This window comes from Actinoplanes sp. NPDC049548 (assembly GCF_040676695.1).
Lineage (GTDB): Bacteria > Actinomycetota > Actinomycetes > Mycobacteriales > Micromonosporaceae > Actinoplanes.
The window spans coordinates 52521-67285 of the sequence record NZ_JBFAPM010000020.1 but is presented as its reverse complement, the minus strand read 5'-3'; the positions used below and the strand labels follow the sequence as shown (position 1 = coordinate 67285).

The following is a 14765-nucleotide window of genomic DNA, read 5'->3' as shown; positions in this document are numbered from 1 at the left end:
TACGCGACGACGGACGCGCCGCGGGCACCCGGATCGGCAGGGTGGTCGGCGTGACCAACGACCGCACCGAACGGAGCACCACCGTGAGCACCCTGACCGTCTCGGCCCCGACCGCACCGACCGCCTCGACCGAACCGTCGGCCCGTACCCGTCGCACGCTGTACCGGCTCGCCGGAGGTGCGCTCATCGCCGGCCCGGCCCTCTACCTCGCGGGCATGCTGACCTGCCCGCCGCAGAACGGGCCGGGCACCGCCGACTACATCAGCTCCCTGGCCCGCGACACGACGCTCACCGAGACGTCCGCGATCCTGCTGCACTACGGAAACCTGCTCACCGGCGTCGGCCTGCTGGTCGTCCCGTTGCTGGTCCGCGGCACGAAGGGCCGGATCCTGACCCTGCTGGGCACGCTGGGCGCGGTCCTCACGATGCTCAACATCTCGGGGGCGGTGAAGGACGACTGGTGGCGGATGGTGATCGGCCGTACGGTCCCGATGGACGTCGCGGTCCGCATCTCCGACACGGTGGATGCCAGCGGGCTGCTGAGCCTGTGGCGTGGCACCAACATGATCGGCTTCCTCGGCCTGCTGCTGGTGTACGTCGGACTGGCACGGGCGGGCGTGCTCGGCTGGTGGGCGCCGGCGATGTACGTGGCGGCCTTCGTCGGCATGATGACGGTGCCGGTCAGCCTGACGGTGGCGTACGGGCTGGTGTTCACGTCGCTGTTCGCGCCGCTGGTGGTGGCGGGCGTGCGGGCGATCCGCCGTCCGGCCTGATCGACGGCTCTCATGCGCGGCCGGGTGTCTGCCCGGTCGCGCTCTCTTCGGCATCCTAGGAACCTAGGCGCCAGGCCATGCCGCCGCGCTGCCGGCAGCTTCCACAGCCGCCGCTTGCCCGCGCTTTCCACAGCCTCCGCTTACCCGGCTTGCCCGGCTCCGCGGGGCCCCTCTAGCGTCATCGCGGCTACACCTGGACCACCGTGCGGGCCACTGCCGAGGAAGCCGGCGCCGCGGCCGGGAACTACCGTGTTGCGGACCGCCGCCCCCGTTCGGCGGTCATAGCCGGAGACGGGAGGCGAGCATGTCGGACGACGCCGCGGCCTTCCACGCGTTCTTCGAACGGCATCACGTCGAGCTGTCCCGCCTGGCCTGTCTGCTCACCGGCGAGGCCGCGGTCGCCGACGACCTGGCGGCGGACGCCCTGACGGAGGTGTGGCGGCACTGGTCCCGGGTCCAGACGGCCGACGATCCGGTCGCGTACGCCCGCGGCATCGTCACCAACCTGACCCGCCACTGGGTCCGCCGCCGGGTCCGCGAACGACGCGGCCTGCTCGGCCTGAACCTGCTGGCCGGCACCCGAGGCTCGCCGGACCCCGACGTGCCGGCGGTCCTCGACGTCCGCAGCGCGCTGCGTCGCCTGCCGCACCGGCGCCGGGTGTGCGTGGTGCTGCGTTACGCGTTCGATCTGTCCGAGCGGGAGGTGGCGCAGGTCCTCGGCATCTCGGTAGGTGCGGTGAAGAGCCAGACCTCCCGGGGTGCGCGGCAGCTGGCGGAGCTGCTCGGGCCCCACGAGGCGTCCCGGTTCGACGGTTGGGAGGCGGCGCGATGACCATCGGCTGTCCGCAGGTGCCCCTCCCCTGCCGGGCGACGCGTTCCAGCGGAAGGAGGGCGACGCGGTGAACGACGACGATCTGCGCGGCCTGTTGGGCCGGGCGGCGGCCGAGCATCATCCGGACCGGGCCGCGATGCTCGACCGGATGGCGCAACGGCTTGCCGACCTCCCCGCCGCGGACCGGAGCGTCCGCGGGCTGCCGGCCTCCGGCCATCGGCCGCAAACCCCGCCCGAGCTGGACCTGGGGCGTGGGCCGCGGGCCTCGCGCCGCCGCCCGCTTCGGCCGCGCATTGCGGGCCGGGCCTCACGCGCGCAGACCGACACCCGCCGCACGCCGCGTTGGCAGCTGGCCCGGGTCGCCGGTGCGGCGCTGGCGGTGTCAGCTGTGATCGGCGTCGGCGGCGTGGCACGCTGGGCTTTCAGCAGGGACGCCGACACCCACGGCACGCCCGCCGCTCCCCCGGTTGTCACCCTGTCACGGACCCCGACGACCGCGCCTCCGACAAGCCCCACGCCTGAGGCCTCTGCGAGTCCGCAGCATTCCCGGCGACCGTCGCGGAACCCCTCGTCGCCCGCACAGACCGGCGGCAGCAGGGCGGAGCCGGGAGCGCTGTGGGCGGACGGCTCCGTCGTGACCGACGGCGACCGCGCGGCGCGAAGCGAGATCACCCTCAAGCTGGACGAGCCGGCCACCGCATTGGAAGTCACCGTGCGCGTCCGGCAGACCGCCGGCCTCACCGACCAGGGTGCGGTCCACGACGTCACCGGAACCCGCATCGACAGCACGATCGTGCACCAGCCGGACTTCCTGGTCTACCGCTTCACGCTCGCCGCCGGGGAGAAGCTGGCCGAGGGCACCCACGTCTTCGCCGCCAGGTACCTGCAGGCGAAGGGTGGGCGCGACGCCGGTGACGACACGTACGAGGTGGTCGCGACGACCGTCGGTGGGAGGAGGCTGACCGTCTCCGGCGACTTCTTCTAGGACCACTCGGGGTCGTCTCAGGGGCGTATCCGGGGATGGCCCGATGGTGCCGAGCCGCCGTGATCACAAGGCTGAGGGTGTGATCGCCGAACTGATGAGCGCCGCGTCCTCCTTCGTCGCCTGGCTGGCCACTCTGGACCAGTGGCCGGTGCTGCTGTTCACGACGCTGTGCAGCGCCATCGAGACCACGTTCCTGCTGGGGCTGTTCGTGCCCGGCGAGTCGGTGGTGATGCTCGCCGGATCACTGCCGCACGGCCCGGGTGGGTTCGCGCTCGCGGTCGCTGCCGGTACGGCCGGTGCGATGGCGGGCCAGATAACCGGGTACGCGGTGGGCCGCGCGCTCGGCCCGAGGCTGCGCGAGACCCGGCTGGGCCGCCGCATCGGCGCGCAGCGGTGGGACCGCGCCGAGGCGTACCTGCGGGACAACGGTGCGGGGGCACTGGTGGCGATCCGCTTCGTCGCGGTGATCCACGCGGTGGTACCGATCGTCGCCGGCACCGTCCGGATGCCGTTCGGGCGGTTCGTCGGCTGGTCGGCGCTGGGTACGGCCATCTGGGTCGGCGTCTTCGCCGCGGTGGGTGCGCTCACGGCCGGCGCCGACGGATCCGGCGGCACCGGAGTGGTGCTGACCGCCATCGGCGCGACCTGCCTGGGCGTGGTGCCGTTCGCAGGGCGCTTGGTGCGGCGCGTAGCCCTGCGACCGGCGTCCTGATGATCGTCGACCGCCCGGAACCGCGGCCTGTCCACCGTGGCGACGAGCCGGTCAGGCTGCCCGCCGCTCAGCTGTCGCCGCGGTCGTGCTCGACCTTCAGGAGCATTGCGTGCTGTTCAGGTTGAAGCCCGCTGGGCGCTGGTTCCGCGCGGACCAGGTGCCGGCGACGGCGACCGTCCGGGTCTGTCCGGGGGCGATGCCGGTGGTGGCGTTTGAGTTGACGATCTGCACATCAGTGCCGTTCTGTGCCGCCACGCCGTTGCTCGCCCCGGTGACCTGCTGGCCGTCGGCGTACCGGTAGCGGACGATCCAGTTGCCGAGCCTCGTGCGGCCGGTGTTGGTGACCTTCATGGTGCCGGTGAACGTCCCTGACCCGGTGCCGGTCTGCTCGGTGACGCGGTAGCTGACCCGGCACGCGGTGGGTGGCAGGTACCCACCCACGAAGAACACGTGGTCGGCCAGGTCCGTTCGCGGGATGTCGGTGTTCGCCGCGATCAGGTCGCCGAGCGAATGACGGAAGTCGATACCGTACGTCCGGCGGATCCGGTCGAGCGCCGGCTGCTGGGCGCCGTAGAAGAACCGGTCGCCGTCACGCAGTCGCCCGAACTGGTCCGTCCAGATCGCCTGCTGGAGCTCCCCGAGCTGCGAGCGCGGCAGGTGCGGCTCGGACATCATGCCGACCAGGGCGTCCACGGCATCCACCGATCCGTACAGTGCCTTCAACCGCGCCGCGAGCGGCGTGCGCCGGGTTGCGGTGTACGCGGTGAAGTCCTCCGCCGGGCCGTTGATCGGGCCCACGTCGCTGCCGAAGAGGTTCGTGATGCTGGTGTAGTCGAGGCTGTTGTAGTCGTTCAGCTCGTCGCCCGGGGTGAGCAACGGGTCGACGGGGAACGACTCGCTCGACTCCCCGATGATCTCCGCGAAGGACGTGCGGGCCGGCAGACCGTACGCGCGACGGAGATCGTTGTACGAGGGCATGCCGTGGTCGCGGCCCCGCTGCACGTCGATGGCGGCGAGGTCGACCAGGCACGGCGGCTGCCCCGGCGCGGGCGGGCAGAGGACGTCGCGCAGGAGGATGTCGACCTGCTCGTCGTTCTTGTACTGCGGGAGCAGCCCGACGCCCTGCAGCAGCGGGCCCAGCTGATACAGGCGTACCAGATTCGGGTTGAACTGGGCGAGGCTGATCTTCGCCACCAGGCTCGCCTTCGTGCCGTCCGGGCTGAGGGTGACCTGTACGCCCTGCCGGCGCAGCGCCTCGATGTCGTCCGCCGTGTAGCGGTCGGCGTTGGTCTCGGCCGGGATGTTGCTGTGCACCACGCTGTGCGCCCGGTATCCGACGGTGGAGAACTCGTTGCTCACCGTCGCGTCGACCGTGGGGTCGTATCGCCGGTAGCCGGCCAGCGTGACGCCCATGGCCGGAAGGAACTCGTTGTACGTGATGTATTGGATCTCGGAGATGACGACGCGCCGGGCGATCTGGAACTTCGTCTCCTCGCTCAGGCCGCTCGGCAGTTGCCCGACGATGCGGTTGTGCTCCCTGGCGAACAGCGTCTGAATACCGGTGAGGACGGCGTTGTTGTTGGCCCGGCCGTCACCGGCGACGACGGCCGGGCTGGAGTCGCGGGCCAGCTGCCCGCCGAGCTCCATTTCCGGCGCGCTGTCCGGCGCACCGCGGCTACCGCGAACCGGTAGGTAATCGTCAGGCAGCAGCAGGCGCGCGCCGTTGTTCGACATGTCGCCGTCGACGGGACCTTCGCGCAGCCACTCCAGGCGATCCTCCGTGCCGCCGTACACCGCGGCGGCGTCGATGTACGAGCTCTGCATGTTGACCTGCTGCCGGGGACCGGTGACGCCAGTGCCGGGCGCGCTGCCCGACCGGGTGAACGGCACCTGGTTACGGACCGGGTCGTACGGGTCGCCGGGGACCGTCTCGATGGGGCTGTCCTCGCCGTGCGGCTGACTCGCCAGCACGCCCTCGCGCATGGCGATGTTGTGGTCGAGGAACTGGCCCCAGGCCCAGCCCCACTGGCTGACCTGGGTCTCGCTGAACACGTCGACGCCGACGGTGGCGCCCTCGGCCGTGCGTACCGAGTCGTTGAAGATGCGGTTGCTGAGGTAGCGCGGGTTCGGGCCGCCGACCTGGGCGCTGAGCCCGTCCGCATACCGGGCAGGGGCCGTACGCGAATAGGGCAGGCCGCTGCTGCCCCAGCCGGAATGCCGTGTGTTGTTTCCCCTGCCGTCGAGGCTCTGGATCTCCAGCCACCCGCCGGCGCCAGCGGCCGCCGGACCATCCGCGACGGCGAGGCCGGTGATCAGCATTGTCGTGATCGTGATGGCGAGCAGCGGCCTCGGGCCATTCGCGAGCCGGCCGCCTTTCCATGTTCCGATCATCATCCCCCCATTGATAGGAACGGCCGCCAGTATCTGGTCACCCGCGACAGGCGACAACGAGTCCTGCCTGGACGGATGGACAGGACCGCCGCGGCACCACCCGCTGACCTCCGGCCACGCATTATTGATCGGAATGCCGATGACAGGTGTCGGACAGAACCCTCCACCGGCGCACTCCTTCGCAACGCGATCACAAAGTGCGGAATGTCATTCCAGAGTTCGCGCAATGGAGGAAGCGCCCCTACTCGTCCAACCCGCCGAAAGGTGGGACCCGGCCCAACGGCTCGTCCACGGCCCGGGTTGTCCACAGGGCCGGGTTGTCCACAGGCCCGGCGACGACCGCCGGTGATCGGCGTAGCTTGTGAGAAGCAGGCCGTCCCCTCCAGCCAGATTGGTGAGGAGCCCCGATGAACAAGCTCATCAACGACCCGGCCACCGTCGTCACCGACGCGCTGCGCGGCGTCGCCGCCGCCCATCCGGAGCTGCGCGTCGACCACGAGAACCACATCGTCTACCGCGGCGACGCCCCGGTCCGCGGCAAGGTGGGGCTGATCTCCGGCGGCGGGTCGGGGCACGAGCCCCTGCACGCCGGCTTCGTCGGCCCCGGCATGCTCGACGCCGCCTGCGCGGGCGAGATCTTCACCTCGCCCGTGCCGGACCAGATCCTGGCCGCCACCAAGGCGGTCGACGGCGGTGCAGGGGTGCTGCACATCGTGAAGAACTACACCGGCGACGTCATGAACTTCGAGATGGCGGCGGAGCTGGCCGAGGCCGAGACCGGTGTCTCCGTCACGGCGGTGGTCACCGACGACGACGTGGCCGTGCAGGACAGTCTCTACACGGCCGGCCGCCGCGGGGTGGGCGTCACCGTGCTGCTCGAGAAGATCGCCGGTGCCGCGGCGGACCAGGGCCGGCCGCTGGCCGAGGTCGCCGACGTCGCCCGCAAGGTCAACGCGAACGGGCGCAGCATGGGCGTCGCCCTCACCTCCTGCACCGTGCCCGCGGCGGGGAAGCCCACGTTCGAGCTTCCGGAGGGTCAGATGGAGCTCGGCATCGGCATCCACGGCGAGCCCGGGCGCCGCCGCGTGCCCATCGCACCCGCCGCTGAGATCGCCGAGATGCTGGTCAGCCCGATCCTCGCGGACCTCGACTTCACCGGCGACTCCGGGGTCATCGCGTTCGTCAACGGCATGGGCGCCAGCCCGCTCATCGAGCTCTACGTGATGTACCACGAGATCGCGACGATCCTCGGCAAGAACGGCATCGGCGTCGCGCGCTCACTGGTGGGCCCGTACATCACGAGCCTCGACATGGCCGGCTGCTCGGTCACGCTGCTGAAAGCGGACGACGACATCCTGCGGCTGTGGGACGCCCCGGTGCGTACGCCGGCGCTGCGCTGGGGAGTGTGAGCGGCATGACCCGGTGCGCACGAGAGGGGGCAGCATGACCGACACCGTGGACACCGCTGCGCTGACGACGTGGATCCGCGAGTTCGCCCGCCTCGTCTCCGAGCACAAGGACCGGCTCACGGAGCTCGACGCCGCCATCGGCGACGCCGACCACGGCGCCAACATGGACCGCGGCATGACCGCGGTGGTCGCGGCACACGACGAGACGCCGCCCGCCATTCCGGCGGAGCTCCTCAAGCGCACCGGCATGACCCTGGTCAGCAAGGTGGGCGGCGCGAGCGGCCCGCTGTACGGGACGGCGTTCCTGCGCATGGCCACCGCGGCGGGCGACGCCGGCGCCCTGGACGCCCACGGCTTCGCCAGGGTGCTGCGCGCGGGCCTCGACGGCGTGGTGATGCGCGGCAAGGCCGAGGTGGGCGACAAGACCATGGTCGACGCCCTGGCCCCCGCGGTGGACGCGCTGGACGCCGCTCTCGCCGCCGGGCAACCGCTGCGCGAAGCCCTGAAGGCCACGGTCCGGGCCGCGGAGGAGGGGCGGGACGCCACGATCCCGCTGGTCGCCCGCAAGGGCCGGGCCAGCTACCTCGGTGAGCGCAGCGCCGGCCACCAGGACCCCGGCGCCACGTCGGCGACGCTGCTGCTGACGGCCGCCGCCGCGTCACTGCCCGGGGAGGCCTGACCGGATGGTCGGACTGGTCATCGTCAGCCACAGCCGCGCCCTGGCCCGCGCCGCCGCGACGCTGGCGGCCGAGATGGTCCCGGACCGTCCGGTGCCGCTCGAGGTGGCTGCCGGTCTGGACGACACGACGTTCGGCACGGACGCGGTCGCCATCACCGAGGCGATCGCGGCCGCGGACCAGGGCGACGGCGTGGTGGTCCTCATGGACCTCGGCAGCGCGGTGCTCTCCGCCGAGCTGGCCCTCGACCTCCTGGACGACGACCTCCGGGAAAGGGTCGTACTGACGGCCGCGCCCCTGGTCGAGGGCCTCATCGCCGCCACGGTCGCCGCGGCGGGCGAAGCGACCCGCGAGGAGGTGGCGGTCGAGGCCGCCGCCGCCCTCACGGGCAAGCAGGCCCACCTCGGCCCGGCAGGACCGCCGCACTCGCCCGGCGCCACGCAACCGACGGGCCCGCCCGCCGGCCCGCCAGAAGGCGGCCCGTCGGCAACGGTGGCCGTGGTCAATGCGCACGGGCTGCACGCACGCCCTGCCGCGCGCCTCGTCACGCAAGTCCGGTTGTTCGACGCGGCCACGGAGATCCGCAACGCCACCACCGGCTCGGACTGGGTGCCGGCGGCCAGCCTTTCCCGCGTGGCGACCCTCGGCGTCCTGCAGGGACATCAGATCGAAGTACGCGCCTCCGGCCCCCAGGCCGCCGAAGCCGTCGACGCCGTCATCGCCCTGGCAAACCGAGCGTTCGACGAGACGCACCCTGCGCCGGCAGAGGGCCCCGTCCCTGCGCCAGCCGGTCAACCACCTCCGTCGCCGGATGCGGGCCTGAGCGGGCGAGCCGCGTCGCCGGGCATCGGGATCGGCCCGGCCCGGCATGTGGACAGCGCCGAGCCAGAGATCCCCGGCCACCCGTCGCAGGGGTTCGAGCGCGAATGGCGTCGCGTCGAGGACGCCCTCTCGACGGTGCGGGAGGAGCTGCACCGAACCCGGGCTGCCGTCGGGAACCGTCCCGAGGCCGACATTTTCGACGCCCACCTCCTGCTGCTCGACGACACCGACCTGCTCGACGACGTACGGTCACGGACCGCCCGGGGCTCCCCGGCCCCACAGGCGTGGGCGGACGCGGCGGCACGGATCGCAGCGGAGTTCGACGGCCTGCCCGACCCGTACCTGAAGGCTCGGGCGAGCGACGTCCGCGCCGTCCGGCTGCAGGTGCTCCGTGTCCTGCTCGGCGCCGCTGCCACGACGGTGCCGGCGGACGGGGTGGTGATCGCGGCCGACCTCGCCCCGGCGGACGCGGCCGGCCTGGACCCGTCGCGGATCGCCGGCATCCTGCTCGCCGCGGGCAGTCCTACGTCGCACGGCGCGATCCTCGCGCGCACCCGTGGCATCCCCGCGGTCGTCGCCGTCGGTCCCGCGCTGCTCGCCATCCCCGAGGGCACGACGGTGGCGCTGGACGGCGCCACGGGCGAGGTCCGGGTGGAACCGCCGGAGCCGGTGCTCGCGTCCCTGCGGAAACGGGCGGCCGCGCAGGCGTCCCGCCGCACGCGGGCCCTGTCCCGGGCATCCGAGGCGGCGGAGACCCGGGACGGCGTGCTCGTCGGCGTGGGGGCGAACGTCGGGTCGGTCGCGGACGCCATCACCGCGGCTGAGTGCGGGGCGGATCTGGCCGGCTTGATCCGTACGGAATTCCTGTTCCTCGGCCGTGACCGGGCGCCCGGCGTCGACGAGCAGGAAGCCGTCTACCGCCAGATCGCGACGGCGCTGGACCGCCGGCGCCTCACGATCCGCACGCTCGACGTCGGGGGCGACAAACCGCTGCCCTATGCGCCCGCCGCCGCCGAGGACAACCCCTTCCTAGGGGTACGGGGAATCAGGCACTCCCTGGCCCACCCGTCACTTCTCGCGGCCCAGCTCCTCGCGATCGTCCGCGTGGCGCACGACGTACCCGTGAATGTCATGTTCCCGATGGTGAGCACGGTGGACGAGCTGCTGGCGGCACGCCGGATGCTCGACGAGGCGGTGACGCGGGCCGGGCGCGGCGCTCCTCCCGGCCTGAAAGTGGGCATCATGACGGAGGTGCCCGCGGCCGCGCTGAAGGCGGCGACCTTCGCGCCGCACGTCGACTTCTTCAGCGTCGGCACCAACGACCTGACGCAGTACGCGCTGGCGGCCGAACGCGGCAACCCGGCACTCGCCTCCCTGGCGGACGGGCTGGATCCGGGCGTTCTCCGGCTGGTCGACGCGGTCTGCCGGGGCGCGGGCGACCGGGTGTCCGTCTCGGTCTGCGGCGAGCTGGCCGCAGACGTGACAGCGGTGCCGCTGCTGGCGGGGCTCGGCGTGCGGGAGCTGAGCGTCGCACCACCGATGATTCCGGAGGTCAAACAGGCAGTGCGCGACACCGACACCCAGCAGGCCGCCGCAATGGCGGCGCGAGCTCTCGACCTCGCGGACGCAGCAGCCGTCCGCGCAGCGCTCTGACGGCACCGGGCCCGCGACACGACCGCACCTAGAAGAGGAAGTCTTCCGGCAGGTCGGGCAAGGGGTGCCGATCCCTGTCCCGCTCCGCGAGCGCCTCCATGGCGTGCATGTACTGCCGCCTGCTGATCTCCTGGTCCATCAGCTGCCGCGCCAGGACACCCTCCAGCGTCCCCGGACCAGGCACCACGGCCGGGGCGGCAACGCTGTCGGCCTCGGGCGACCGCGCCTTCTCGTGCCGCCAGTCCCGGATGGCCGGCCAGGCGGATACCGCGATGAGCGCCACCAGGATCGTGAGTACCAGGACCGCGCCCAGCATCATCAACCCCTTCCCGCATCGTTGTGCCCCGGATACGCGAGACTTCGTCCCCGCCCCAAGCCATACGGAGCGAACGCCCGCCCGGTTCACCAGGACCCCGACACCGATGCCGGTCGCGGTGACCGTCGACGACCGGCGCGGCCTCGAGCCGGTCCGCGACAACTTCGACTCCCACTACGAACGCCCGTTCGGCCGCCGTCGGCCCGGAGCAGCTCACGGGCGGCCGCCACGGCACCGGCCACATCGATGAACGGCACTCAGGCCGTGGCCACGTCCCGGCTGCTGTCGTAGGCCTTGCGGGACTGCGCGATCGCCTCGCGGTGCCGTTCCGCCCAGTCCGTCAGCGTGACCAGGGTTTCGTACAGCTCCCGGGCCATGTCGGTGGCGGCGTACTCCACCTTCGGCGGGACCGTCGGGTAGACCTTCCGCGTCAGCAGGCCGTCGCGTTCGAGGTTGCGCAGCGTCAGGGTCAGCATCCGGCGGCTGATGCCGACGATCTTGCGTTCGAGCTCCGTGAAGCGCACCGGGGCCTGGCTGGCTTCGATGATCACGCCGATGCTCCATTTGCCGCCGACGCGGTCGAGGACCTCGCGAACGGTGCAGGCCTTGGCCTGTGCGGCCTGGCCGGACACACAGATGTTCCGCTGTGACATAGATGTGCCTCCTTACGCGCGGGCCAATGGTCACACATGATGGTCGCTGTAACAAGTCGTATCCTTTTGGAGGCTTCCTCATGTCCAGCACCGCTTTCGCGGTCCGGCGCTCGCGATGGGCCGCGCTCGTCGTCCTGTGTGCCGGGTTCCTCGTCATCGTCCTGGATCAGACGATCGTGAACGTCGCGCTGCCGTCGATCCAGGCGGATCTGGGGTTCACACCGGCCGGCCTCACCTGGGTGGTGAACGCCTACCTGATCGCCTTCGGGGGGCTCCTGCTGCTGGCCGGCCGGCTCGGTGATCTCGTCGGCCGGCGACGGGTCTTTCTCGGCGGGCTCGTGGTGTTCGTGCTCGCGTCGCTGTGGTGCGGGCTGGCCACCGATCGGAGCATGCTGATCGCCGCGCGGTTCGTGCAGGGTGTCGGCGGTGCCGTGACCTCCGCCGTCATCCTCGGCATGATCGTCGGCCTCTTCCCCGATCCGCGGGAGCTCGGCAAGGCGATCGGGGTCTACGGCTTCGTGGGCTCCGGCGGCGCGGCGGCCGGCCTGCTGCTCGGCGGCGTCCTGACCGAGGCGTTGAGCTGGCACTGGATCTTCTTCGTCAACGTCCCCGTCGGGGTGCTCATCGTCGTGTCCGGCTTGCGGGTGCTGGCGGACGACCGGGTCGGCGGGCCTCGCCGTGGTGCCGACGCGGCCGGGGCCGTGCTCGTCACCGCCGCGCTCATGACCGGCTCGTACGTGATCCTCAAGGCTCCTGACACCGGGCTCGGATCTCTGCGTACGGTAGGACTCGGCGCCCTGGCGCTCGTGCTGTTCGGCGCGTTCCTGATCCGGCAGGCGACCGCGCCGACGCCTCTGCTGCCGTTGCGGGTCTTCCGGTCGCGGAGCCTGTCGGGTGGCAACCTCGTCCTCGGCCTCATGCTGGCGGGCATGTTCGCCCAGATGTTCCTGGGCGCGCTCTACCTGCAGCTGGTTCTGGGGTTCACGCCGTTGCAGATCGGCATGGGGTATCTCCCGGTGGCCGTGTCCATCGGCTTGCTGTCGGTCGGCGCGTCGGCCCGGCTCAACGCCCGTTTCGGCGCGCACCGGGTCGCGGTGGCCGGTCTCGTGGTCATCGCGGCCGGGCTGGTGGTGTTCGGGCGGGCGCCGGTGGGCGGCGACTATGTCGGCGATGTCCTGCCGGCGCTGCTCTGCCTGGGCGTCGGTGGCGGGGTCGCCTTCCCCGCGCTGGTGACCATCGCGATGTCGGGCGTCAGCGCGGAGGATGCGGGGCTTGCCTCCGGTGTCAACAACACCGTGCAGCAGGTCGGCGGCGCGCTGGGCCTCGCGGTGGTCGCGACGATCGCCGCGTTCCGCAGCGACGAGCTGCTGGCCCAGGGCGTGGACCGCGCGGCGGCCCTGGACGGTGGATATGACGCCGGTTTCGCCGTCGCCGCCGGCATCGTCGTCACCGCCGCGATCCTCGGCGCGATCCTCCTGCGACCGCAACGCCCCAAGGAGGGGAACCCGGAAGCGCGCAGCTCGGAACCCGGCCACCTCGAGCCGGCGGCCGGTCGGGACGCCTCGGTCGGTTGCACGTCGTGACGCCACTCGCCGCGCACCGCCGCCCCGAAGACGCAGGCGATCCTCGCTCGGCGGCGGTGAGGCTTCGGGAGGTCACGGGCGAGGGAGGCCGTCACGGCGGGAATCCCCGCGGTGCAGGTTCCCGTCGTCGCCGATGTACCACCGCTTCTCGGGATCCGCCTCGATGAGGTCGCTGTGGCGCCAGTTCTCGATCCGCCCCATCCACTCGCTGTGGTTCAGCGCCTCGCTGAGGACCTGCACCCGCTGCCGGACCGTCGCCGCGTCGGGGTCCGGCAGCAGCGGGGTGAGGGTCGCGGTGAGCTCGTCGACCCGGCGGTGGCACGCCTGGCCGGTGTCGTTCGGTCCCCGGCACACGAACTGCACGAGGTCGCTGGCCGTGCGGATCCCTACCGTGCGCAGCGCCGTGCGGAGGGCCGCGTTGGCCTGTCGGGGTGCCTCGTCGTCGTCGCTGCCGCCGTTGAGGTACATCACCAGGATCGCCTGGTCGACCCAGTCGACGAGGCGGGCCGCCTGGATGCGGGTCTTGAAGAACAGGTCCAGCAGGTCGTGGTGGGCCAGGGCCTCGACGTTGGTGATGCCCTCCTCGGAGAGCCGGGTGCGCTCGTACAGGTCGATGCCCTCGATCTCGGTGAGCGGCTGCTGCTGGTCGAGGTTGAGCAGGTTGGTCATCCGGGGCAGGACCTTCTCCCACACCAGGTGCAGCACGCGGTCGGGCACGAAGCCGGCGGCGAAGGCCAGGAGGAAGAGGGGCTGGGAGTTGTCGCCGGCGTCGCTGACGGCCTGGATCAGCCAGGCCAGCACCACGACGACGAGGATGCGGACGGCGATCGTCGTGTACGTCTTGGGACGCAGGTCGGCGCGCATGTATCCGGCCCGGATGAGGTTCAGGGCGAAGAAGTACGCGCCCAGGAACGCGAAGGTCACCAGGGACTGGTCCGGGTCCAGCAGCCCGAGGAACGACAGGCTCTCGCCCGGCCCCAGCTGGACCCGGTCGCCGGCCCGGAGCATGATCAGCAGCCAGCCGAAGGCCAGGATCATCGTGGTGACGATGATCGGCGAGCGGCGTCCGCGGGTGAGCCGGCCCCGGCCGTCGTCGCCGCCGTACGCCTCCTCGAGCTGGCGTTCGTACTTCGCCTTGACGTCGGCCATCGTGAACACGGTCGGGTCGAGGCGGAACACGTTCTGGATCCAGCGGTGCCGCAGGGTCCCGAGCCGCTCGGCGTCGAACTGGAAGTACATGAGCGCCGGCATGAGGGTCGCCACCGAGATGAACGTGAGCTGCATCAGCCGGCCGACGATGATCAGCGGCTGGGAGACGTCGACCGAGAAGCCGTCGGGCCAGAAGGTGACGACCTCGTGCAGGTCGGTGGCCAGGTAGAGGATCAACGCGGGGACCAGGATCCCGATGGCCACGACCATGACCATCGTGAAGTTGTACCAGGTCCAGCGGCGCATCTGCCGGCCCGCGGCCCGGCTCAGCGCCGCGTTGCGCTTGCGTCCCCGGCGCGCCGGCTGGGTCAGCAACGCCAGGAACCACAGGCCGAAGCCGATCGCCAGCGCCGCCCCGAGACGCAGCCACCACCACAGCGGCAGGGGCCACCAGGCGGCCAGCCAGCAGGCACCGACGATCATGCCGGCGCGTACGGCGGCGGTGATGTGCGGGTCGGCCTCGGGCGCCTGCGGTTTGCGGCACACCGTCACCTGGTGGCGTTCCTCCAGCCGGGTCAGCTGCGGGAACGCCTCGCGCAGCGCCGGCCCGTGCCAGATGCTCTCCTCGTGCGGAGCGAGGCTGAGCACCCGGCCGTCGTGCTCGAGCCAGACGGGTCGCGGCGTCTCGTTGCGGACCAGCCAGCACGCCGCGGGCCGCGGCCACCGGTCGTCGATCTGATCGGTACGCCGTGAGAAGAGGGGCGGAGTCATCGTCGGAGCGGCCACGGGGTTCCCTTCCTTCCTCGTGCT

The 14765-nt window shown here is 71.8% G+C and carries 12 protein-coding genes; 8 read left to right on the top strand and 4 right to left on the bottom strand.

Going from position 1 to position 14765, the window contains the following annotated elements; translation table 11 throughout:
- Positions 1-50: 50 nt before the first annotated feature.
- The 4 genes from AB0J80_RS30830 (at position 51) to AB0J80_RS30815 (ending at position 3302) form a co-directional block, all read left to right on the top strand.
- Positions 51-773: a hypothetical protein gene (locus AB0J80_RS30830; protein WP_364711902.1), complete on the top strand. Its 723-nt coding sequence runs from the start codon at positions 51-53 to the stop codon at positions 771-773.
- A 304-nt stretch (positions 774-1077) separates the two neighbouring features.
- On the top strand, positions 1078-1605 hold the full coding sequence (locus tag AB0J80_RS30825; protein ID WP_364711900.1) for a SigE family RNA polymerase sigma factor: 528 nt from the start codon (positions 1078-1080) through the stop codon (positions 1603-1605).
- Between the two features lie 67 nt (positions 1606-1672).
- Positions 1673-2590, top strand: a complete 918-nt coding sequence (locus tag AB0J80_RS30820; protein WP_364711898.1) for a hypothetical protein — start codon at positions 1673-1675, stop codon at positions 2588-2590.
- A 79-nt stretch (positions 2591-2669) separates the two neighbouring features.
- The gene (locus AB0J80_RS30815; RefSeq protein ID WP_364711895.1) at positions 2670-3302 is read left to right on the top strand and encodes a VTT domain-containing protein; all 633 of its coding nucleotides are present in this window, start codon (positions 2670-2672) and stop codon (positions 3300-3302) included.
- 96 nt (positions 3303-3398) lie between these two features.
- Here AB0J80_RS30815 and AB0J80_RS30810 read toward each other — a convergent pair whose 3' ends face one another.
- Complete coding sequence (locus AB0J80_RS30810; RefSeq protein WP_364711893.1) at positions 3399-5621, bottom strand: peroxidase family protein; 2223 nt, start codon at positions 5619-5621, stop codon at positions 3399-3401.
- A 479-nt stretch (positions 5622-6100) separates the two neighbouring features.
- Here AB0J80_RS30810 and dhaK point away from each other — a divergent pair, with 479 nt between their 5' ends.
- From dhaK to ptsP, 3 genes are read left to right on the top strand one after another with little or no spacing between them, the layout of a single operon-like run.
- Positions 6101-7102, top strand: a complete 1002-nt coding sequence (gene dhaK, locus AB0J80_RS30805; RefSeq protein ID WP_364711892.1) for a dihydroxyacetone kinase subunit DhaK — start codon at positions 6101-6103, stop codon at positions 7100-7102.
- Between the two features lie 34 nt (positions 7103-7136).
- Positions 7137-7781 (top strand): dihydroxyacetone kinase subunit DhaL, encoded by a 645-nt coding sequence (dhaL, locus tag AB0J80_RS30800; protein ID WP_364711890.1) that lies wholly within the window; start codon positions 7137-7139, stop codon positions 7779-7781.
- Between the two features lie 4 nt (positions 7782-7785).
- Entirely contained in the window at positions 7786-10254 is a 2469-nt protein-coding gene (gene ptsP / locus AB0J80_RS30795) for a phosphoenolpyruvate--protein phosphotransferase (RefSeq protein WP_364711887.1), read from the top strand.
- 28 nt (positions 10255-10282) lie between these two features.
- Here the strand turns inward: ptsP and AB0J80_RS30790 are convergent, their stop codons facing one another.
- Positions 10283-10573 carry a hypothetical protein gene (locus tag AB0J80_RS30790; RefSeq protein WP_364711885.1) on the bottom strand — a complete coding sequence of 97 codons (291 nt, stop codon included), beginning with the start codon at positions 10571-10573 and terminating at the stop codon, positions 10283-10285.
- Between the two features lie 254 nt (positions 10574-10827).
- Entirely contained in the window at positions 10828-11223 is a 396-nt protein-coding gene (locus AB0J80_RS30785; protein ID WP_364711883.1) for a helix-turn-helix domain-containing protein, read from the bottom strand.
- 80 nt (positions 11224-11303) lie between these two features.
- Between AB0J80_RS30785 and AB0J80_RS30780 the strand changes: the two genes are divergently transcribed.
- Complete coding sequence (locus AB0J80_RS30780) at positions 11304-12806, top strand: DHA2 family efflux MFS transporter permease subunit (RefSeq protein ID WP_364711881.1); 1503 nt, start codon at positions 11304-11306, stop codon at positions 12804-12806.
- A gap of 72 nt (positions 12807-12878) precedes the next feature.
- Here AB0J80_RS30780 and AB0J80_RS30775 read toward each other — a convergent pair whose 3' ends face one another.
- Positions 12879-14726, bottom strand: a complete 1848-nt coding sequence (locus tag AB0J80_RS30775; protein WP_364711878.1) for a hypothetical protein — start codon at positions 14724-14726, stop codon at positions 12879-12881.
- Positions 14727-14765: the final 39 nt, after the last annotated feature.